This is a genomic window from Streptomyces sp. NPDC085937 (genome assembly GCF_044540535.1).
Classification (GTDB): Bacteria; Actinomycetota; Actinomycetes; order Streptomycetales; family Streptomycetaceae; genus Streptomyces.
The window spans coordinates 590,327-611,056 of the sequence record NZ_JBITSH010000003.1; the positions used below are offsets into that span (position 1 = coordinate 590,327).

Sequence of the window (20,730 nt, forward strand, 5' to 3'; positions counted from 1 at the left end):
CGCCGACCACCGAGGAGAGCCATGGCCCCGCGCACGAACGACCCGGCCCGCGAAGGCGGCCACCCCGCCGCCGCCCCGGCCCCCCGGGGCGGACCGGCGCAGGACACCCCACGCGCGGGCGTGGGGGGCGAGGACGCGCCGGACGCCCCACGCCCGGGCGCCGGGGGCGAGGACGCGCCGGACGGTCCGCGCCCGGCCCCCCGCGAGGGGGATGCCCCGGACAGCCCGCACCCGGCAGGGGAGCACAGGCCCGCGCCGCACCGGCCCGCCGAGGGCGTGCCGGCGGATGCCCACGGACACCCGGCCGTCCCGCAACCGGCCGCCGACGCGCCGCGACCCGGTGACGGGGCAGAGGTGTCGGCCGCGGGCGGCGGTGGGGGCGAGCGGGTGGTCGTCGCCCTGCGGCGGTTCGCCGCTGCTGCGCGGCGGGGGCGGGGGCCGCATCTGGTGTCGTGTGCCGTGCTGCTCGCGGTGGCGATGACCGCCGGAGCCGTCGCCGTGGGGGGCGACGGGCGGGACACGGCCCGGGCGGCGGCGCCCGCGGCCGGGCCGGTGACCGCCGGGATGCTCACCGGGGGTGGCCTCGACACGGCGATCCGCTCCTTGCGGGCCCATCTGCACGCCCAGCCCAAGGACTTCGGCGCCTGGGCCACCCTGGGCCTCGTCCACGTCGAGCGGGCGCGCACCGACGGGGACCCCACCCGCTACGCCCCCGCCGAAGAGGCCCTCGGCCGTTCCCTCGCCCTGCGTCCCGGCAACGACCAGGCGCTCGCCGGCCAGGCCGCCCTCGCCGCCGCCCGCCACGACTTCCCCGGCGCCCTGGAGTACGCCGACCGCGCCCTGGCACAGAACCCGTACAGCGAGCGCGCCTTGTGCTCCCGGATCGACGCCCTGGTGGAACTCGGCCGGTACGAGGAGGCGGAGCGGGCCACGCGGGTCGCCGACCGCAGGCGTCCGGGCGTACCCGTGTTCACGCGGTACGCCTACGTGCGGGAGCTGCGCGGTGACGTGACCACCGCCCGGCGGGTGCTGCACCGCGCGCTCGACGGCGCCGCCTCCGCCGCGGACGTGGCGTACGTCGCGACCGCGCTGGGCAACCTCGAACGCGGCCAGGGCCGGTACCCGGCGGCCCTTCACCACTACGCGCGGGCGCTCGCGGCGGACGACGCCCACCTCCCCGCCTTGGAGGGCCGGGCGCGCGCCCAGTCGGCGGGCGGCGACCGCGCGGGCGCCGTCCGCACGCTGGAGCAGGTCGTCGCCCGCTCCCCGTTGCCCGGACCGCTGGTCGCCCTCGGTGAGCTGTACGAGGCCCGCGGCGGCCCCGGAGACCGCGCGAGGGCGCGGGAGCAGTACGCCCTGGTCGACGCCTGGACCGCGCTGGCCCGGGCCGGGGGCGTCGACGCCGACCTGGACACCGCGCTCGCCGCCGCCGACCACGGGGACACCGCCGAGGCGCTGCGCGCGGCCCGTGCCGAGTGGGGCCGCCGGCACACCGTGCACACGGCGGACGCACTCGCCTGGGCCCTGCACCGGTCCGGCCGCTCCGCGGAGGCCCTTCCCTACGCCCGTCGCGCCACGGCCACCGGCTACCGCGACGCCGCCTTCCTCTACCACCGGGGCATGATCGAGCGGGCCGCCGGCCACCACCGCGCCGCCCACGCCTCCCTCACCGCCGCCCTGGAGCTGAACCCGGGCTTCTCCCCGCTCGGCGCCCGTGCGGCACGCGCCGCGCTGGAGGAACTGACGGAACGGACGGGCCTGACGGAACGGGAGGCGGCACGGTGACCCCGCTCCGCTCCGCCGCCGCCGGCGCCGCGGTCCTCACCGCCGCCGGGGCGCTCGCCCTGGGCCCGGCCGCCGGGGCGAGCGCGCACCCGCTCGGCAACTTCACCGTCAACCGCTACGACGGACTGGTGGCGGCGCCCGGCGAACTGCGCGTGCACCACGTCGAGGACCTCGCCGAGATCCCCGCCACCCAGGCCGGTCCTGACCTCACCCGGCTGGGCCGGGACGCCTGGGCCCGGCAGCGGTGCGCGACGGCCGCGCGGGACAGCGCGGTACGTGCCGACGGGCGCCCGGCGCCGCTCACGGTGCGCTCCGCCCGCGTGCGGGTGAACCCCGGTCAGGCGGGCCTGGACACCCTGCGCGTGGAGTGCCGGCTGACCGCGTCCCTCCCCCGGCACCGTACGGTCGGCGTCGGATTCCGCGCGGCGGGCGAAGAATCCGGCCCCGGCTGGCGGGAGATCACGGCGCGGGGCGACCGTACGACGCTCACCGCCTCGGACGTACCGGAGGACTCCCTCTCCGCCCGGCTGACCCGCTACCCGGAGCGGCGGCTCACGTCCCCGCCCGACACCCGGACCGCGACCCTGCGCGTCCGGCCGGGCGGCCCGGCACTGGCGGCGGACGGGGCGGACGAGGCGGACGCTCCGGCCGCCGCCGTGCTGCCCCGGGGCGCCGACCGCTGGACCCGTGCGCTGGACGACCTCGTCGCCCGGCGCGACCTGACCGCCGGTCTCGCGGCGTCGGCCTTGCTGCTCGCGGTGGTCCTCGGCGCGATGCACGCGCTCGCCCCGGGCCACGGCAAGACGCTGATGGCCGCGACCGCGGCGGCCCGCGGGAGCGGGGCCCGGCTCCGTGACGTGCTGCCGATGGCCGCCTCCGTGACGGTGACCCACACCCTCGGTGTGATCGCCCTGGGCCTGATGGTGACGGCCGGCTCCGCCGCCGCGCCCTCGGTGGTCGCGTGGCTGGGCATCGCCGGCGGCGCCCTGGTCACCCTGGCCGGCGCCCAGCTGGTACGCCGCGCCTGGCGCCACCACCGCAACCAGGCCCACGGGCACGCGCATACCCACGAGCACGGGCCCGGGCATACACACGGGCACGGGCCTGGGCATACACACGAGCACGAGCACGGGCACGACAGCACCCACGCACACGACCGCGATCACCCCCACAGCCACGACCACCCCCACGGCGACGCGCACCCCCACCCCCACACCCCCCTCACGCACACCCACGTCGGCCGTACCCACACCCACCCCACCGCGCCCACCCTCCGCGGCACGATCCTGCTCGGCTTCGCCGGCGGGCTGGTGCCGAGCCCGTCCGCCGTCGTCGTGCTGGTCGGCGCCGCCGCCCTCGGCCACGCCTGGTTCGGGCTGCTGCTCGTCGTCGCGTACGGCGTCGGACTGGCCCTCACCCTCACCGCCGCCGGCTACGCGGTGGTGCGGGCGGGCGGGGGCGTGTCCCGGCTGCTGGCCCGGCGCCCGCGCTGGACGAGCGCGCCGTGGGCGGCGCTGGTGCGCCGGAGCGCGCCCCTCGCTTCGGCGTGCGTCGTCCTCGTCCTGGGGGCCGGATTGGTGTTCAGGGGGGCGGCATCCGCACTCGGCTGAGCTACTTTCATGAGGAAAGGGTGAATTCGCCCGGACGCGAATGGGGGCGCCGTGTCCGAAGAACCGGGCAGTGAGCGGATGATCGCCGGCCGCTACCGGCTGCTGTCGCCGCTGGGCGAGGGCGGCATGGGCACCGTGTGGCGGGCCCGCGACGAGGTGCTGAACCGCGAGGTCGCGGTGAAGGAGGTGCGCGCCCCGGCCGGGTTGCCGGCGTCCGACGTGGAGCGGATGTACGCCCGTCTGGAACGGGAGGCGTGGGCGGCGGCCCGGATCACCGACCGCAACGTGGTCACCGTGTACGACGTGGCTACGGAGGACGGACGGCCGTGGATCGTCATGGAGCTGGTGCGCGGTCTGTCGCTGGCGGAGGTGCTGGAGGCCGAGGGCCCGCTGTCGCCGCGGCGGGCGGCGCACATCGGCGCGGAGGTGCTGGCCGCGCTGAGTGCCGCGCACGCTGCGGGAGTGCTGCACCGGGACGTGAAGCCCGCCAACGTGCTGATCGCGAACGACGGCCGGGTGGTGCTCACGGACTTCGGGATCGCCACGGTCGAGGGCAGCTCCGCGCTGACCATGACGGGCGAGGTCGTCGGGTCGCCGGAGTTCCTCGCGCCGGAGCGGGCGTTGGGCCGTACCCCGGGCCCGGAGTCGGACCTGTGGTCGCTCGGTGTGCTGCTGTACGCGGCGGTCGAGGGCCGGTCCCCGTTCCGGCAGGACACCCCGCTGAGCACGCTGCGGGCGATCGTCGACGAGGAACTGCCGCCGCCCCGCCGGGCGGGTCCGCTCGGGCCGGTGATCGAGAAGCTGCTGCGCAAGGACCCCGCCGGACGGCTGCCGGCCGGCCAGGTGTTGCAGGATCTGCGGGTCGTCGGCGCCGGGGGCTCGCCGGGCGCGGACCCGGGGCGTACGGCCTCGTCGTACGCCCCGACGGTGGCCGCGCTTCCGCCGTCGTACTCCGGGACACCGGCGCCGGCCTCAGCGGCACCGGTCGCGGGGACGCCCGTGACGGGGACGCCGACGGCCGTCACGTCGCCCGCCGCCCCGTCCGGGCGCGGTCGCCGGGGTGCCGTGCTGCTGGTCGCGGGGGTGGTGCTGCTGGCGCTCGCGCTGGCCGGGCTGACGTACGCGCTGCTGAACCAGGACGACGGTGGACCGGAGGCCGGGGGCGGCGGGGCCAGTTCGCCCGCCCGGAGCGGCACCGACGGCGAGGGCGCCGGCGGGACGGGACGCACAGGTGACCCGGCCACCTCCTCGTCCTCGGCGGACGACGGGGACGACGGGGACGGTGGCGGCGACGGGCACGAAGGGGAGACCACTCCCCCGGCGCTCACCGTGTCCGTCACGGTGACCGGCGCGCACACGGAGTACTCCGGGGCCTGTCCGCCGCCGGAGGACGGGGCGCCCGCGTTCACGGCGACGTTCACGGTGAACCGGCTGCCCGCCGAGGTCTCCTACCGCTGGGCGGCCGAGGACGGTTCGGTGGTGGACCGCGGCTGGCGGACCCTGTCGTTCCCCGCGGACGGCGGGCGGACGCGGCAGGACACGGTGGTGGTGCGGACGTACGCGGAGAGCGGGACGTTCCACAGCCGGATCGGGGTCGAGGTGCGCGAGCCGGTGCGGGCGACGTCGAAGACCGTGCCGTTCTCGGTGGTGTGCGAGACGGAGACCCCGCCGGACGGGGCCTCCGCTTCGGCGTCCGGTGCGGACGGCGGCGGGTACTGAACCCGCGGGGTCAGGCCGCCGAGTCGAGCACGGGGAGGTAGCCACCGGACTGTCCGGAGGCCTTCGGGTGGTACGAGTTGCCGATGTTCAGCCAGTCCACGCTGTGCAGCCAGGAGTCGCCGGAGCAGATCTCGTGGCCGGTGAACGTGGTACGGACGTCACCGAAGGTGAAGCCGTACGCCCGGGAGCGCTGGGCGATGGCGGTGTTGAGGTGGTCGGAGGCGTCGTTGATCGCCTTCCGCTTGGTCTCGGAGAGGCCGATGCAGGTGGCGCCGAGCCGGTAGAAGCGGGGGTAACCGAGCACCACGACGTGGGCGTTGGGGGCGCGGTCGCGGATGGCCGTGTAGACGCCGTCGAGCCTGCCGGGCAGCGTCGAGTCGACGAAGGCACGGGCGGTGGCGATGCGGGAGAGGCAGGAGCTGTCGGACTGGAGCACACAGGTCGTCATGACGTCGGCGAAACCGGCGTCGTTGCCGCCGATGCTGATCGAGACGAGGGCGGTGCCCGCGGAGAGCGGGCCGAGCTGCCCGGAGAGGACATCACCCGTTCGGGCGCCCGAGCAGGCGGTGAAGGAGAAGGACGAGGGTGAGTGGGCGGCCGCCCAGAGGTAGGGGTGGGCCTTCGTGCTGCGCTTGCAGTCGCCGCTGGAGGAGATGTAACTGCCGGCGCCGACACCGGAGGAGTAGGAGTCGCCGAGGGCCACGTACGGCCCGGGGGCCGCCTGTGGTGACGCGTGCGCCGCGGCCGCCCCGGTGAGGGCGGTGGTGACGGCGAGGAGGAGCGTGCCGAGGAAGAGGACAAGTCGGGAACGTCTCATGGAACCTCCCTTTAGCAGGATCTCTGCCTCAACCGTCGTACCGCCTACGCGTGTTGAGTGGAAGTGTTCATGCCAAAACTATTACCGTTGAGTACCGGACAAACACCCGCGCACCGGCGCACCCGGCAAATCGGGTGCACGGGACCCGCGCGTGACCGATCATGGCGACATGTCCTCCCACCCGCACGACGCACTGCCGATCCGGCTCAACGTCGACGACAACGACTCCCCGTCCGACGTCGTCGACGCGCTGTTCCTCGGCCGTTTCGCGACGGGCGAGCAGCCCTTCTCGCACGCCGTCTCCATCGACCGGGTGCGCTCCGGTGCGACCCTGCTGCCCCCGCACGCCCGGGTGCTGCGGCTCGCCAAGGACGACGACCGCAGCGCCACCCTGGCCGAGGGTGACGGCTGGACGCTGCTGATCTCCCGCTGGAGCCGGGGCGCCGACGTCACGGTGACCGCGACCAGCGCCGAACTGGCCGCCAAGGTCCTGGACGAGGCCACCGAGGGCGCGGCGGACGAACCCGAACCGCAGCCGGAGAACGTCACCATGGGGTTCTGGTACGTCTCCCCGCGCCGCGGCCCGCACCGCACCACCCGGCAGATCGCGGCCGGCACCTGGGAGGAGATCCGGCCCAACTACACGGCTCCGGTCGCCGACGCGATGGACCGTCTGATGAAGACCACCCCCGAGGACATCTCGGGCCGGCTGCTCCTGCTGCACGGCCCGCCGGGCACCGGCAAGACCTCCGCGCTGCGCACCCTGGCCCGGTCCTGGCGGGACTGGTGCCAGGTGGACTGCGTCCTGGACCCCGAGCGGCTCTTCTCCGACGTCGGCTACCTCATGGACATCGCGATCGGCGAGGAGGACGCGTCCGGCAAGAACCGCTGGCGGCTGCTGCTCCTGGAGGACTGCGACGAGCTGATCCGGGGCGAGGCCAAGCACACGGCGGGTCAGGCGCTGTCCCGGCTGCTGAACCTGACGGACGGTCTGCTCGGCCAGGGCCGCAACGTGCTGGTGGGCGTCACCACCAACGAGGACCTGGAGCGCCTGCACCCGGCCGTGGTGCGTCCGGGCCGCTGCCTGGCCCGGATCGAGGTGGGCCCGCTGACCCGCACGGAGGCGGTGAACTGGCTGGGCCGCGTGGAAGGCGTCGGACGCGAGGGGGCGAGCCTGGCCGAGCTGTACGCCCTGCGCCGGGGCACCTCCCCGACCTCCCTGCCGGAACCGCGCGGCGACGCGGACGCGGGCCTGTACCTGTAACAGCCGGGAGGGCCGCATGCCGCTGCTGGTCGGGACCTCGGGATGGCAGTACAAGGACTGGCGCGGGGTGCTGTACCCGCCCGGTCTGCCGGTACGGCTGTGGCTGGAGGAGTACGCGGCCGCCTTCGCCACCGTCGAGGTCAACAACGCCTTCTACCGGCTGCCGTCCCGGGAGACCTTCGAGTCCTGGCGGGTGCGCACCCCGCCGGGCTTCGTCGTCGCGCTCAAGGCCAGCCGCTACCTGACGCACATCAAGCGGCTGCGGGACCCCGAGGAGCCGGTGGAGCGCCTGATGGACCGGGCCGCCTGCCTCGGCGACCGGCTGGGCCCCGTCCTCCTCCAGCTCCCGCCGACGCTCCGGGCGGATCCCGCGCTGCTGGACGCCTGCCTGCGCCGCTTCCCCGCGTCGACGCGGGTGGCGGTCGAGCCGCGCCATCCGTCGTGGTGGACACCGCAGGTGCGGGCGGTGTTGGAGGCCCGGGGCGCCGCGCTGTGCTGGGCCGACGTGCTGTCCCGCCCCGTCACCCCGCTGTGGCGCACCACGGACTGGGGCTACGTGCGCTTCCACCAGGGCCGCGCCCACCCCTGGCCCCACTACGGCCGCCAGGCCCTGCGCACCTGGCTGGACCGCATCACCACCACCTGGCCGGCAAGCGCGGACGTCCACGCCTACTTCAACAACGACCCCAACGCGGCAGCGGTCCACAACGCCAGAACATTGATGAACATGACGCCCCCCACGCCCCACCCCTGAACGCCCACCCCACCCCCTCAAGGGGCGCGGGGAACTGCGCGCTCAACCCCCACCACCCGCAGCCAACCCCGAATCGCACCACCCCAGGGGCGCGGGCCCCCAGCCCCCACCCACCCGCAGCCGCCACGCGACCTCACCCAGAAACCGCCCGCAACGCATCCCTGACAGCGGCCAGCGCCACCTCCTCCCCCACCCCCAACCGCCGAACCCGCTCGGCGAATACCTCCGCCGCCGCGGCAACCTCCCGCTCCGCCGCCGACCCCACCGCAGCGATCACCGTCCCGTTGCGCCCCCGGGTCTCGATCACCCCGTCCGCCTCGAGCGCCCGGTACGCCTTCGCCACCGTGTTCGCCGCGAGGCCGAGCGTCTCGGCCAGCCCTCGCACCGTCGGCAGCCGGTACCCCACGGGCAGCGCCCCCGACCGCGCCTGCTCGGAGATCTGCGCCCGCACCTGCTCGTACGGCGGCGCCCCGTCCTCGATATGGATCTGCACACTCACGCCGCGATTCTCGCGCACCCCCGGAAAAATGGGAGGCACCCCGCCTCACTTCCTCGTAGCGTCCGCCCACATGACTGTGACCGTCCGCGATCTCCGCCCCGACGCCCGGGCAGACCTGGAAGGCTTCGCCCGCGTACGGCAGGCCGCCCTGCCGTTCGTCCTCGTCACCCCGGAGTCCCTCGCCCACGACCTCACCCATCTGCACCCCGACGCCCACTACCGCCCCCTCGTGGCCGTGGACGACGAGGGCGAGGTGATCGGCACGGCCCAGGTGCACCTGACCTATGACAGCACCGTGCCGGGCCAGGCCAACCTCAACGTCTACGTGCACCCCCGGCACACCCGCCGGGGCGCGGGAACGCTGCTGGTGCGCGCCGCCGAGGAGCACCTGGCCGCGCACGGGGCGGCCAGGCTGTTCGCCTGGGTGCTGGACGAGCCCGGCAACCGCGCGTTCGCCGAACGGCACGGCTACCGGGCGAGCCGCTCCGCGCACTTCCTGCGTCTGGACCTCGCGCACGGCACGCTGCCCCCGCTCCAGGACCCGCCGCCCGGCGTGGAGCTGCGTCCGGGCTCGGACTACGCCGACGACCCCCGCCCGCTGTTCGCGCTGGACGCGGAGACCACGGCGGACGAACCGAGCGACGTGGACACCGAGTTCACCGACTACGAGGCGTGGCTCAGGGAGACCTGGCAGCACCCGCTGTTCAGCCCCGAGCTGACCACGGTGGCCCTGGTCGACGGCCGTCCCGCCGCGTTCTCCGCGGCCCGCACGGACGGCGGCACCCGGTACGGCACGGTCATGACGGGGACGGCCCGCGCCCACCGCGGCCGGGGCCTGGCCAAGCTCGCCAAGAACGACTCGCTGCACCGCGCCCGCGCCGCCGGGCTCACGGATGCCTTCACCGGCAACGACACCGGGAACGGCCCGATGATCGCGATCAACAAGTGGTTCGGCTACGAAGTCTGCGGTACGGAGGTGCGGTATGTCCGCGAGCTCGGCTGACCCGGCCCTCCCGGCCGGCGGTCCGGCCACGGTGGAGGTGGTCCTCGTCAAGGCGGGCCGCACGAAGATCCGGTACCCGGCGGCCCTGCTCGCCGACGACGGCACCCGGGTCAGTGTGCGCGCCCCCTGGGCGGGCGAGGGCGTGCGCGACTTCGGCTTCGTCCGGTTCGAGCCCGGGGACGTCTTCACGGAGCACTACTGGCGCGACCGCTGGTACTCCGTGAAGGAGGTGCGCACCTCCGCGGGGACCCTCAAGGGCCACTACTGCGACGTCACCCGTCCGGCCGAGGTGTCCGCCGGGCGCCTGCTCGTCGAGGACCTCGACCTGGACCTGTGGGTGTCCGCGGACGGCACGGACGTACGGCGGCTGGACGAGGACGAGTTCGCGGCGAGCGGTCTGTCCACGGCGGACCCGGCCGCCGCGTCGGCGGCGGTGGCCGCCCTCGACGAACTCGACGCCCTGGCCCGGGGGGCCGGCCTCGCGACCCTGCTCGGCTGAGACACCGCCGGACCGGTTCGGTCCCGCACGGCGACCGGACCCGTTCAGCTCCGTAAGGAGACCGGACCGGTTCAGTCCCGCAGGGCGACCACCGCGTACCGCTCGTCGTCGACCTCGCGCCCCCACAGCGCGGGGTCCCCGGACAGCCGCTCCACGCGCACCCGCGCGGCGAGCGGGGCGAGGAGGGCGGTGAGCCGGTCCGCGGGTATCCCGGCCGGGCTCACGGTCCCCCACACCCCCTCGACCAGCACGAGCCGCCCGCCCGGCCGCAGCAGGTCGCGCCAGCGCCGCAAAACCCGGTCCGGCTCGGGCAGCGTCCACAGCACGTGCCGGACGAGGACGGCGTCGTAGCGCTCGCCGTCGACGGGAGGGGCCGCCGCGTCGCCGGTGAGGAACACCGCGTGGCGCCCGGCGAGCTTCTGCCGGGCCAGCGCCACCATGGCCGGGGACCGGTCGACGCCGGTGACCCGGTGGCCCTGCTCGGAGGCGAGGAGGGAGAGGCTGCCGGTGCCGCAGCCGAGGTCGAGGACGTCGCCGGGACGGCCCGGCAGCCAGTCCTTCAGCCGTGCGGCCCAGGCGGCGCGCACCGCCGGGTCGCGCAGTCCGTGGTCCGGCTCCTCGTCGAAGGAGGCCGCCCGCGCGTCCCAGTCGACACCGCCGGCATCCGTCCCGTCACCGTGATCTGTGGTCATGGGCTCAGAGTGACACCTGCCACTGACAGTCGATTCGTGACCGGTACCACAGACACGACGGGACGGATGAGGAACTCTCCCCCGAAAGGTTCACCGCCGTGGGAACGGGTGACCCGGTGGGCCTTCGAGGAGGCAGCCATGCGCCGCGTCACCGTGCGGAAGCCCTCGAGGAGGACGGACACCCGTCGGGCCCGCGAGGAGGCCGACGAGCGTCCCGCGGAGCGCCCCGAGGTCCGCAAGGACGTCGCCCGCACCTGGTGGCCCGACGGCTGAACGCCCCCGCGCGAGGCTCAGCCCAGCCGCTTGCGGTAGTGGATCCGGTCGTACGGCCCGGTCGTCCCGCGCTCGACGGCCTCGTAGCCGAATCTCGGGTAGATCCTCTGGTTCTCCCACATCATGGCGTTCGTGAAGAGCCTGATCTCGGGCAGTCCGAGCGCCCGTGCCCGGTCCTCCGCGAACTCCAGCAGCAGCCGCCCCAGCCCGGTGCCCCGCGCGTCGGGGCGGACGGCGACGACGTCCAGGTACAGGTGGTCCGGGCGCGGCTCCAGGACGACCAGCCCGGCCACCCGTACGGGCCCGCCCCCGCCCTCGTCCGGGATCTCCGCGACGAACACCCGCCCCGCGGCCACGTTCGCCGCGTGGTCCGCCTCCATGGGCACCGGTACCACTCCGATGCGGGCGATGTAGGGCCGGAAGGCCGCGTCGACCACCGCCCGCACGGCCGGTACGTCGGCGGCGACGGCCGGTCTGATCCGCGCGTTCGTCATGTCCGCACCGTACCTACCTGATCCCAGTCCGAACGCTTCCTTAAAGCGACCATAAGGATCTCCCCGCACCGCCCTCACCGGGCGATTTCCGGGTTTCACGGGGCTACGTTCTGAGCCACCCCCCACGGGATCCCCCGGGTTCACCCCCAGAGATCCGCCGTTCGTCGTGTCGAGGAGTTGCTGCCCCATGTCCGCACGCCGCAAGGCCGCTGTCGCCGCCATGGCTCTCGCCCCGCTCGCCCTCACCGGACTGTCCGCCGCGCCGGCCGCCGCCCACGGTTCGATGGGCGACCCGGTCAGCCGGGTCTTCCAGTGCTTCGGCGAGGGGCCCGAGAACCCGACGTCGGAGGCGTGCGAGGCGGCGGTCGCGGCGGGCGGCACCCAGGCGCTGTACGACTGGAACGGCGTCCGCATCGGTGACGCCGGCGGACGCCACCAGGAGCTCATCCCGGACGGCAAGCTGTGCAGCGCCGGGAACGAGGCGTTCAAGGGACTCGACCTGGCCCGCGCCGACTGGCCGGCGACGAGCGTGTCCGGCGGCGACCACACCTTCAAGTACCGGGTGACGGCCCCGCACAAGGGCACCTTCACGGTGTACATCACCAAGCCCGGCTACGACCCGGCCCAGCCGCTGGCCTGGGACGACCTGGACCTGACGAACCCGGTGGCGACGTCCACCGACCCGGCCGCGGTCGACGGTTTCTACACCTTCTCCGGCACCCTGCCCGAGCGCTCCGGCAAGCAGCTGCTGTACGCGGTGTGGCAGCGCTCGGACAGCCCGGAGGCGTTCTACTCCTGCTCGGACGTCACCTTCGGCGGCGCGCAGGCCGGTGGGGGCGGGACCGGCGGCGGTGAGGCGGACGGCGGTGAGGCACCCGCGGAGGCGGAGACCCCGAAGGAGGCGCCCGCCTCGGCACCGGCGGCCTCCGCCCCGTCCGAGGAGCAGATCGAGACCGGTGCGGAGAAGTCGACGGTCGAGAACCACGGGCACGGTGACGACGACCCCGCCACCACGGCCGACCCGGTCGCGGCGGACGCCGGCACGGGCAACGAGCTGAAGGCGGCCGGCGGCGGGCAGAACCTGGCGGAGACCGGCGGGGACGCGGGGACGCCGTATCTGATGATCGGCGGGGCCGCGGCGCTGGCGCTCGGCTCGGCCGCGCTGTTCGCCTCGGCGCGGCGGCGCACGGCGACCGGGCGGCACGGCCGCTGAACCGGCGGCGGGTCCCTGCCCGGCGGCTCAGGCCGGACAGGGACCCGCCGCTTTTCCCATGCAGATGACACGTGTCAGCTGAACACGGAGGCGCAGGTGGTCCGTTTCGCGTGGGCCGGATCGAGGGCGTTCGCCACCTCGTGGAAGGCGATCCGGTCGAGCAGCCCGATCGCCAGGTGCTCGGACAGGTCGACCGGACAGAGGTCCTGAAGCACCACGTTCCGCACGTTCGGCCCGGTCAGGAAGGCACTGCGGTACGGGGTGACGACCTGGTCGTACCGGGTGGCGATGACGGTGTAGCGGACGCCGGGCACGGTGTCGCCGCCTGCGTTGAGCTTGGTGAGGAAGGCGGAGCCGGCGACCTGGTCGGCGAGGGCGGGGGTGGCCTCGCTCAGCAGGTCCTCGGCGCCGGGGAAGTACGGCAGGAGCGCGGTGAGGCCGCCGAGGGTGGTGCCGTGGTTGCTGGGCGCGATGCCGACGAGGGCGTTCACCTCGGCGGCGCCGCCGAGGAACTTGAGGTAGTAACGGGGCATCATGCCACCCTGGGAGTGGCCGACGATGTCGGCCTTCGCGGCGCCGGTCGCGGCGCGCACCCGGTCGACGTAGGCGTCGAGCTGCTCGGCGGACTTCTCGACGGGGCCGAGACCGTGGAAGAAGGGGACGCCGGGGAGTTGGCCGTAGTCGAGGGAGAAGACGCAGTAGCCGCGGTTCTTCAGATAGGGCGCGAGGCCCAGCCAGTTGTCGACGGAGTTGCCGAAGGTGCCGTGGACCAGGACGACGGGGCGGGGGTGGGCGGCGGAGGGCTTGCAGGTGAAGTCGTTCCAGCCGGAGCCGGGCGCGGCGGCGGCCTGTGCGCTCGCGGCGGTGGGGACGGTGACGGCGGCCGCGGCCAGCAGGAACGCGGCCAGCGGTCTGATCACCCGCTTCCAGGGCAGCATCGTGTGATCTCCTTGCGGCTCAAGGGGAAGGGTGGGGTCCTACGCCCTGTGATCCGGATCACGGGATGCTGTTCACTCATCAAGTTACGGGCGAGTAGGAAAAGCCGGAAGTTACGGGTCGGTAAAAACTCTCCCCGTCACCACACGATCACCCACCACCGCCTGATAGGGCGTCACCAAGCAGGACGAATCCCCCCACCGGGCGCGATGCGCGCCAACTGAGCCCGCCCCCTTCAGGTCAGGCGGCCAGCGTGCCCGGGATCACCGCGTGCGGGCCGAACTTCGCCCGGAGCCGGTCCGCGACCTCCTCGATCCTGCGCACCTTCTCGTCCACCGGGTCGAAGGTGAGCTGGTGGGAGGCCTGTTCGGCGGGGTCGAGACCCTCCGCGCGCAGCACCACCGCGCGCACCCGGGCGCGCTGCAGACCGAGCGCCTCGTACAGGCCGTACGCCGCCCTGGTGAGCGCGGGCGAGTGCGCGGTCGGCTCGGGGAGCGTGCGGGTGCGGGTGGTCGCCGACCGGTCGGCGTAGCGGACGGTGAGGGTGAGGCCGCGGCAGACCTGGTCCAGCGCGCGCAGCCGGGCGCCCAGTTCCTCGGCGGCCGAGAGCAGGGCGCGGCGGTGCCGGCCGGGGTCCAGTTCGTCGCGGGTGAAGGGGCGTTCGGTGGCCAGTGACCGGGAGACGGCGTCGGGCACGACCCGGCCGCGGTCGACGCCGTTCGCCTTCTCGTGCAGCTCGCGTCCGGCGCGGGCGCCCACCAGCCGCTGGAGCGTGGACAGCGGGGCGGCGGCGACCCGGCCGAGGGTGTCCAGGCCGTACTCGCACAGGGTGCGGGCGGTCTTGGTGCCCACGCCGGGCAGCGCGACGACGGGCTGTCCGGCGAGGAACTCCCGCACCTCGTCCCCGTCCACCGCGCGGGTCAGCCCCGGCCGGGCCTCCCGCAGCGCCATGCGGGCCAGCATCGGGCCGGGACCGGCTCCGATCACGCAGTCGACGCCGTGCAGGGCGAGGGCGCGCACCCGGATCACCGAGGCCAGTTCCACCGCGGTGCGCCCGAAGTACCGTTCGGCGCCGCGCAGATCGGCCAGCGCGCCGTCCGGCGGCAGGGCCTGCACGACGGGGGTGAACTCCTCCAGCAGGCCGATCAGCCCCGGCAGGGCCGCCTCGTACATCGGCGGCAGCTGGAAACGTACGCAGAGAATGGTCATCCCGCACTCCCCGGACTCTGGTGCCACAACTTCCTTCCCACCGCGGGCCCTTCGCCCGCGGGGCGCAGATCGGCCCAAGGGTGCATCTCGTACCCCGTGGGCATGCGGATCGTCCGCTCCTCCATCGGGTCCCGGGCCGCCGAACCGGCCGGCGCGGGCAGCCCGTCCGAACCGGCCAGCCGCCTGCGGGCCGGGGCGGCCTCGTCGTCGGCGGCCCCGGAGCCGTTGCCGGCCGGGGCGGCGAGCCGCGCGGCGACCCCTTCCAGTCCCTCCTCCCGCCGGATCTCCAGCAGGTCGGCGAGGTTCCAGGCGGCGGAGCCGACCACGCTGAAGCTGCGCGGGCCGCGCCGCTGCACCACCCCGCGCACCAGCAGCAGCCAGGAGTGGAAGACGGTGTGGGCGCAGGTGTCGTGCGAGTCGTCGAAGAAGGCGAGGTCGACCAGGCCCGTGCCGTCGTCCAGGGTGGAGAAGATGACCCGCCGCCCGGAGCGGATCGGCGGGGTCTGGGTGGCCGCCTTGGCACCCGCGACCAGCACCGTCTCCCCGTGCCGCAGTTCGCGCAGCCGCCGCGCGGAGACCACGCCCAGCTCCTTGAGGAAGGTGCCGTGGTCGTCCATCAGATGGCGGGAGGCGTCCATGGACAGCACGCCGAGTTCGGCGCTGAGCTTCTCCGGCTCGGTGAGGTCGGGCAGCCCGGCGGAGGCGGTCCGCCGGCCGCCGGACAGCGGGAGCTGGTCGCCGCGTCCGCCGCGGGCGCCGCGGTGCAGTTCGGTCAGGTGCAGTTGCAGGTCGCGGCGGTTGGCGCCGAACGCGTCCAGCGCGCCGACCTGGGCGAGCCGCCCGGCGAGCGGGCGGCTGGGCCGGGCCCGCTCCCAGAAGTCGAGCAGCGAGGCGTACGGCTGCCCCTCGGCGATCCGCTCCGCCTCGGCCTCGCTGATGCCGTGCACGTCGGAGAGCGCCAGGCGCAGGCCCCACACCTGCTTCCCGTCCTTCGAGTCGCCCTTCGGCGCCCCCTTCACATCCCCTGATGCGGACTTCACATCCCCCGATTCAGACACCAGTTCGATCCTGTGTGCGACCCCCGACCTGTTCACGTCCAGCGGCAGCACCGGCACCCCCCGCCTCCGCGCGTCCGCCAGCAGCAGCCGCTTCGGGTACATCCCGGGGTCGTGGGTGAGCAGCCCGGCGTAGAAGGCGGCCGGATGGTGCGCTTTCAGCCACGCCGACTGGTACGTCGGTACGGCGAAGGCGACCGCGTGCGCCTTGCAGAAGCCGTAGGAGCCGAAGGCCTCGACGATCTCCCAGGTGCGCTGAATCGTTTCCGTGTCATAGCCGCGGGCCGCCGCGTGCTGCGCGAACCACACCTTGATGCGCCCCTGCGACTCCGGGTCGGACAGCCCGCGCCGCACCCGGTCCGCCTCGCCGCGCCCGCAGCCGGTCAGCACCGAGACGATGTCGATGACCTGCTCGTGGAAGACCACGACCCCGTACGTCCCCTTCAGCGCCTCCTCCAGGTCCGGGTGCGGGTAGCGCACCGGGGCCCGCCCGTGCCGCGCCTCGATGAACGGCCGCACCATGTCGGCGGCGACCGGCCCGGGCCGGAACAGGGAGATGTCCACGACCAGGTCGTGGAAGGTGGCCGGCTGGAGCCGCCCGACCAGGTCCCGCTGGCCGGGCGACTCGATCTGGAAGCAGCCGAGCGTCTCGGTCGACCGGATCAGCCCGTACGTCGCCGGATCACCCTCCGGCACCGCGTCCAGGTCGATCCGCTCCCCCGTCGCCCGCTCCACCTCGGTGACCGCGTGTGCCATCGCCGACTGCATCCGCACACCCAGCACGTCCAGCTTGAGCAGCCCGAGGTCCTCCACGTCGTCCTTGTCGAACTGCGCCATCGGGAAGCCCTCGCCGCTGGTCGGCATGACCGGTGTGCGGGACAGCAGGGAGGCGTCGGACAGCAGCACCCCGCAGGGATGCATGGCGACACCGCGCGGGAGCGCGTCGAGGGCCTCGACCAGCTCCCACAGCCTGCCGTACTTCTCCTTCTCCCCCGCCAGCTGCCTCAGTTCGGGCAGTTCCTCGAGCGCCGCGCGGGCGTCCCGGGCGCGGATGTGCGGGAAGGACTTGGCCACCCGGTCGATCTCGGCCGGGTCCATGGACAGGGCCGCGCCGACGTCCCGGATGGCGTGGCGTACGCGGTAGGTCTCCGGCATGGCGACCGTGGCGACCCGCTCGGTGCCGAACCGGCCGATGATCGCGCGGTACACCTCCAGCCGCCGCGCCGACTCCACGTCGATGTCGATGTCCGGCAGCACCACCCGTTCCTTGGACAGGAAGCGCTCCATCAGCAGCCCGTGCTCGACCGGGTCGGCGTGCGCGATGCCGAGCAGGTGGTTGACCAGGGAGCCGGCGCCGGAGCCCCGCGCGGCGACCCGGATCCCCATGTCCCGTACGTCGTCGACGACCTGGGAGACGGTGAGGAAGTAGGAGGCGAAGCCGTGGTGGGCGATGATGTCCAGCTCGCGGTGCATCCGCTCCCAGTACTCCCGGCGGCGGTCGTAGCCGCGCAGCACCATGCCCGCGGTCGCGCGGGAGGCCAGTGCCCGCTGGGCGGTGCGGTGGCCGGCGCCGACCAGGTGCGGCTCGGGGAAGTGGACGCTGCCCATGCCGAGGTCGTCCTCGGGGTCGACCAGGCATTCGGCGGCCGTCGCCCGGGTCTGGTCGAGCAGCCGCAGGGCGGTCTCGCGCCGGAAGCCGGCGGCCTCGACGATCCGCTCGGCGGCCCGCAGCATGGCGCCCTCGTCCTTGAGCCAGGCCTCGCCCGGGTCCAGCCCTTTGGCCGGGTCGACGGGGACCAGACGGCGGGCGGCGTCCAGCACGTCGGCGACCGGACCGAGGCCGGGGTCGGCGTACCGGACGGCGTTGCTGAGTACGGGCCGTACGTGCTGCTCGGCGGCGAAGCCCAGGGTGCGGGCGGCCAGCCGCAGCGAGCCGGGCCCGGTGCCGGTACGGCCGTGCCAGACGGCCTCCAGGCGCAGGGCGTCGCCGTACACCTCGCGCCAGGGGGCGAGCAGCCGGGCGGCACGGTCGGGGCGGCCGGCGGCGAGGGCGCGGCCGACGTCGGAGTCGGGGCCGAGCAGGACGGTCAGGCCGTCGGCGCGGTTGTCCTCCCAGGCCAGCCGGGGCGGACCGTCGGCGGTGTGGGCGGCGGAGACCAGGCGGCACAGGTCGGCCCAGCCGCGGGCGCCGTCCCGGGCGAGGAAGGTGACGCGCGGTGTCGACTCGTCGATGAAGGCACCGCCGCGCACCGGGGTGCGGAGGCGGTCCCGCCGGACGGAGACGTCCCCGGGGGCGGCCGCCGGGGCGGTCACCGCCAGCTCCGCGCCGAACAGCGGACGGACGCCGGCCTTGGCGCAGGCCTTGGCGAAGCGGACGGACCCGGCGAGGGTGTCGCGGTCGGTGAGGGCGAGGGCGTCCATGCCCCGTTCCGAGGCCCGCTCGGCCAGCCGCTCCGGGTGCGAGGCGCCGTAGCGCAGGGAGAACCCGGAGACGGTGTGCAGATGCGTGAAACCCGGCACACGCACCTCCCGCACTCTGAGTCCCGACCGCCTATCGAACAACTGTTCCCAGTCACCTCACCCCCACCATAGACCAATTTTCGAATGAGTGTGCGACATCCGTTCGGCCCCGTCCCACCTGCGCAAACACCCGCTTCCCAGGACCGTGGGGGCATGACGGAGAGCACCGGCCCCGGCACCCGCCCGCGCTCGTTCCTCGGCGAGGTGCGCGACGCCGTCACCCCCCGGGCCACCCTGCTCGTGCTCGGCGTGCTCGCGCTCATGCTGCTGTTCATCACCTCGTACGTGGGCGCCCTGCACCACCCGAAGCTGCGGGAGACACCCTTCGGGGTCGTCGCGCCGGCGTCCGTGGCCGAGCAGACGGTCAGCCGGCTGAAGGAGCTGCCCGGCTCACCGCTGGACCCGCGGGCGGTGGCCGACGCGGGCACCGCCCGGGAGCGGATCGAGGACCGGGACATCTACGGCGCGCTGCTCGTCGACCCCGAGGGCACCACCGACACCCTGCTGGTCGCCACCGGCGGCGGCACCTCGCTGGCCACCGCCCTGGAGCGGCTCTTCACCGAGGTGGAGCAGGACGAGCGGCGCACCCTGCGGGTCGAGGACGTCGCCCCGGCGTCCGCCCAGGACGCCAACGGGCTCTCGTCGTTCTACGTGGTGGTGGGCTGGTGCGTGGGCGGCTACCTGTGCGCGTCGATCCTGGCGATCAGCGCGGGCGCCCGGGCGTCCACCCTGCGCCGGGCGACGATCCGGCTCGGCACCATGGCGCTGGTCGCCGTCGTCGGCGGACTCGGCGGCGCCCTCATCGTCGGGCCCGCCCTGGACGCGCTGCCGGACGGTTTCGCGGGGCTGTGGGGGCTGGGCGCGCTGATCATCTTCGCGGTGGGCGCCGCCACGCTCGCGCTCCAGGCCGTCTTCGGGGTCCTCGGGATCGGCGTGGCGATCCTGATCGTGGTGATCCTGGGCAACCCCAGCTCGGGCGGCGCGCTGCCGCCACCGCTGCTGCCGCCGTTCTGGTCGGCCGTCGGACCGGCGCTGCCCCCGGGCGCCGGCACCTGGGCGGCCCGCTCGATCGTGTACTTCCGGGGCAACGACGTGACCGTCTCGCTGCTGGTGCTGTCCGCCTGGGCGGTGGCGGGGACCGCCGTCACCCTGCTGATGTCGGCCATGCGGAAACGGCTGACACCGGAACCAGGACGTCCGGCCGCGCACTGAGGCAGACGGCGCCCGCCGCGCACGCCGACGTCCCGCCCCACCGTGGTGGAGGGACGGGACGTCGTACTGCCGGAGCGGGCTCAGCCGATCTGCGTACCGGTGGCCGACAGGGCCTCCGTCACGGGCTGGAAGAAGGTCTCGCCGCCCGAGGAGCAGTCGCCGCTGCCGCCGGAGGTGAGGCCGACCGCGCTGCTGCCCGAGAAGAGCGAGCCGCCGCTGTCGCCGGGCTCGGCGCAGACGTCGGTCTGGATCAGGCCGTTGACGATGTCGCCGTTGCCGTAGTTCACCGTGGCGTCCAGGCCGGTGACCGTGCCGGAGTGCACCTGGGTGGTGGAGCCGCTGCGGGTCACCTGCATGCCGACGGTGGCCTCGGCGGCGCCGCTGATGGACTGCGAGGAGCCGTTGTAGAGGTTCACCTCGCTCGGGTGGGCCACGTCGGCCGTGTACTTGACCAGGCCGTAGTCGTCGCCCGGGAAGCTGGACGCGGCGTTCTCACCGATCACGTTGCCCGAGGAGTCCGACCAGGTCGAGATGCCCTCGGTGCAGTGGCCCGCGGTGAGGAAGTGCGGCTCGCCGCCCTTGGTCACGTTGAAGCCGAGCGAGCAGCGCCCGCCGTTGCCGGTGATGGCGTCGCCGCCCGCGATGAAGGGCTTGTACTCGCCCTTGGTGCGCTTGAGTTCGGCCTTGGCGCCGAGCCCCTCGACGACCTGGGTGAGCTTGGCCCACTCGGCCTTGGAGACGGTGCGGTCCGCCGTGACGACGACCCTGTTGGAGACCGGGTCGGTCACCCAGGAGGTGCCCGGGATCGTGGCGTCCTGCTGGAGGGTGGTGCGCGCGCCCTTGAGATCGGCGAGGGAGTTCGCCACGACTCTCGCCTGCGCCCCGGCCGACGTGACGGCCTCGGCCGCGGTCTCGTCGAGCACGTTCACCACGAGGCTCTTGGTCTTCGCGTCGTAGTACGTTCCCGCCGCGTCGGTGCCCAGGTCCCGGAGCAGCGTCGAGGCGAGGTTTCCGGCCGCCTGGACCGAGAGGGTGCGGGGCGCGGCGTCGGCCGGGACCTCGCTGGCGTTCGCAGTCTGGAAGGTGACCGCGCCCGCGGCCAGTGCGGCGATGCCCGCACCCGCCATGACGGCACGGCGCCTGGGTATGCGTCGGTGCTTCAACTCACGTCCTCCT

18 protein-coding genes are annotated in these 20,730 nt (G+C 74.4%); 10 read left to right on the forward strand and 8 right to left on the reverse strand.

Going from position 1 to position 20,730, the window contains the following annotated elements:
* Window positions 1–21: 21 nt before the first annotated feature.
* The 3 genes from ACIF8S_RS09770 to ACIF8S_RS09780 all read left to right on the forward strand — a co-directional run bounded on the left by ACIF8S_RS09770 (window position 22) and on the right by ACIF8S_RS09780 (window position 5,114).
* The gene (locus ACIF8S_RS09770; RefSeq protein ID WP_399998404.1) at window positions 22–1,785 is read left to right on the forward strand and encodes a hypothetical protein; all 1,764 of its coding nucleotides are present in this window, start codon (window positions 22–24) and stop codon (window positions 1,783–1,785) included.
* Complete coding sequence (locus ACIF8S_RS09775) at window positions 1,782–3,395, forward strand: nickel transporter (RefSeq protein WP_399998405.1); 1,614 nt, start codon at window positions 1,782–1,784, stop codon at window positions 3,393–3,395. The genes ACIF8S_RS09770 and ACIF8S_RS09775 overlap by 4 nt, the downstream gene beginning before the upstream one ends.
* Window positions 3,396–3,473: 78 nt before the next feature.
* Entirely contained in the window at window positions 3,474–5,114 is a 1,641-nt protein-coding gene (locus ACIF8S_RS09780) for a serine/threonine-protein kinase (RefSeq protein WP_399998503.1), read from the forward strand.
* 10 nt (window positions 5,115–5,124) lie between these two features.
* On the opposite strand, the gene ACIF8S_RS09785 is transcribed toward ACIF8S_RS09780, so the two are convergent.
* Window positions 5,125–5,931, reverse strand: a complete 807-nt coding sequence (locus ACIF8S_RS09785; protein WP_399998406.1) for an SGNH/GDSL hydrolase family protein — start codon at window positions 5,929–5,931, stop codon at window positions 5,125–5,127.
* A 169-nt stretch (window positions 5,932–6,100) separates the two neighbouring features.
* Here ACIF8S_RS09785 and ACIF8S_RS09790 point away from each other — a divergent pair, with 169 nt between their 5' ends.
* Window positions 6,101–7,195 (forward strand): DUF5925 domain-containing protein, encoded by a 1,095-nt coding sequence (locus ACIF8S_RS09790; protein ID WP_399998407.1) that lies wholly within the window; start codon window positions 6,101–6,103, stop codon window positions 7,193–7,195.
* Between the two features lie 16 nt (window positions 7,196–7,211).
* Entirely contained in the window at window positions 7,212–7,949 is a 738-nt protein-coding gene (locus ACIF8S_RS09795) for a DUF72 domain-containing protein (RefSeq protein WP_399998409.1), read from the forward strand.
* A gap of 133 nt (window positions 7,950–8,082) precedes the next feature.
* Here the strand turns inward: ACIF8S_RS09795 and ACIF8S_RS09800 are convergent, their stop codons facing one another.
* Window positions 8,083–8,448 carry a GntR family transcriptional regulator gene (locus tag ACIF8S_RS09800; protein WP_215212895.1) on the reverse strand — a complete coding sequence of 122 codons (366 nt, stop codon included), beginning with the start codon at window positions 8,446–8,448 and terminating at the stop codon, window positions 8,083–8,085.
* Between the two features lie 70 nt (window positions 8,449–8,518).
* Between ACIF8S_RS09800 and ACIF8S_RS09805 the strand changes: the two genes are divergently transcribed.
* Both ACIF8S_RS09805 and ACIF8S_RS09810 read left to right on the forward strand, forming a co-directional pair.
* Window positions 8,519–9,451, forward strand: coding sequence for a GNAT family N-acetyltransferase (locus ACIF8S_RS09805; RefSeq protein WP_399998411.1), 933 nt, complete (start codon window positions 8,519–8,521; stop codon window positions 9,449–9,451).
* Window positions 9,432–9,950, forward strand: a complete 519-nt coding sequence (locus ACIF8S_RS09810; RefSeq protein WP_399998413.1) for a DUF402 domain-containing protein — start codon at window positions 9,432–9,434, stop codon at window positions 9,948–9,950. Before ACIF8S_RS09805 ends, ACIF8S_RS09810 begins: the two co-directional genes overlap by 20 nt.
* Before the next feature lie 71 nt (window positions 9,951–10,021).
* Here ACIF8S_RS09810 and ACIF8S_RS09815 read toward each other — a convergent pair whose 3' ends face one another.
* Complete coding sequence (locus ACIF8S_RS09815; protein WP_399998414.1) at window positions 10,022–10,642, reverse strand: class I SAM-dependent methyltransferase; 621 nt, start codon at window positions 10,640–10,642, stop codon at window positions 10,022–10,024.
* A gap of 138 nt (window positions 10,643–10,780) precedes the next feature.
* Here ACIF8S_RS09815 and ACIF8S_RS09820 point away from each other — a divergent pair, with 138 nt between their 5' ends.
* On the forward strand, window positions 10,781–10,915 hold the full coding sequence (locus tag ACIF8S_RS09820) for a hypothetical protein (RefSeq protein ID WP_399998415.1): 135 nt from the start codon (window positions 10,781–10,783) through the stop codon (window positions 10,913–10,915).
* Window positions 10,916–10,932: 17 nt separating this feature from the next.
* Here the strand turns inward: ACIF8S_RS09820 and ACIF8S_RS09825 are convergent, their stop codons facing one another.
* Complete coding sequence (locus tag ACIF8S_RS09825; protein WP_399998416.1) at window positions 10,933–11,409, reverse strand: GNAT family N-acetyltransferase; 477 nt, start codon at window positions 11,407–11,409, stop codon at window positions 10,933–10,935.
* 187 nt (window positions 11,410–11,596) lie between these two features.
* On the opposite strand from ACIF8S_RS09825, the gene ACIF8S_RS09830 reads away from it, so the two are divergent.
* The gene (locus ACIF8S_RS09830; protein WP_399998418.1) at window positions 11,597–12,622 is read left to right on the forward strand and encodes a lytic polysaccharide monooxygenase; all 1,026 of its coding nucleotides are present in this window, start codon (window positions 11,597–11,599) and stop codon (window positions 12,620–12,622) included.
* Between the two features lie 74 nt (window positions 12,623–12,696).
* On the opposite strand, the gene ACIF8S_RS09835 is transcribed toward ACIF8S_RS09830, so the two are convergent.
* The 3 genes from ACIF8S_RS09835 to ACIF8S_RS09845 form a co-directional block, all read right to left on the reverse strand.
* Entirely contained in the window at window positions 12,697–13,560 is an 864-nt protein-coding gene (locus ACIF8S_RS09835; protein ID WP_399998419.1) for a lipase family alpha/beta hydrolase, read from the reverse strand.
* 238 nt (window positions 13,561–13,798) lie between these two features.
* Window positions 13,799–14,767: a DNA polymerase thumb domain-containing protein gene (locus ACIF8S_RS09840; protein ID WP_399998420.1), complete on the reverse strand. Its 969-nt coding sequence runs from the start codon at window positions 14,765–14,767 to the stop codon at window positions 13,799–13,801.
* A complete protein-coding gene (locus ACIF8S_RS09845) occupies window positions 14,764–18,342 on the reverse strand; it encodes a DNA polymerase III subunit alpha (protein WP_399998504.1) in 3,579 nt (1,192 codons plus the stop codon). Before ACIF8S_RS09845 ends, ACIF8S_RS09840 begins: the two co-directional genes overlap by 4 nt.
* A 153-nt stretch (window positions 18,343–18,495) precedes the next feature.
* Here ACIF8S_RS09845 and ACIF8S_RS09850 point away from each other — a divergent pair, with 153 nt between their 5' ends.
* The gene (locus ACIF8S_RS09850; RefSeq protein ID WP_399998422.1) at window positions 18,496–19,554 is read left to right on the forward strand and encodes a DUF3533 domain-containing protein; all 1,059 of its coding nucleotides are present in this window, start codon (window positions 18,496–18,498) and stop codon (window positions 19,552–19,554) included.
* An 80-nt stretch (window positions 19,555–19,634) separates the two neighbouring features.
* On the opposite strand, the gene ACIF8S_RS09855 is transcribed toward ACIF8S_RS09850, so the two are convergent.
* The gene (locus ACIF8S_RS09855; RefSeq protein WP_399998505.1) at window positions 19,635–20,681 is read right to left on the reverse strand and encodes a S1 family peptidase; all 1,047 of its coding nucleotides are present in this window, start codon (window positions 20,679–20,681) and stop codon (window positions 19,635–19,637) included.
* Between the last annotated feature and the right edge of the window lie 49 nt (window positions 20,682–20,730).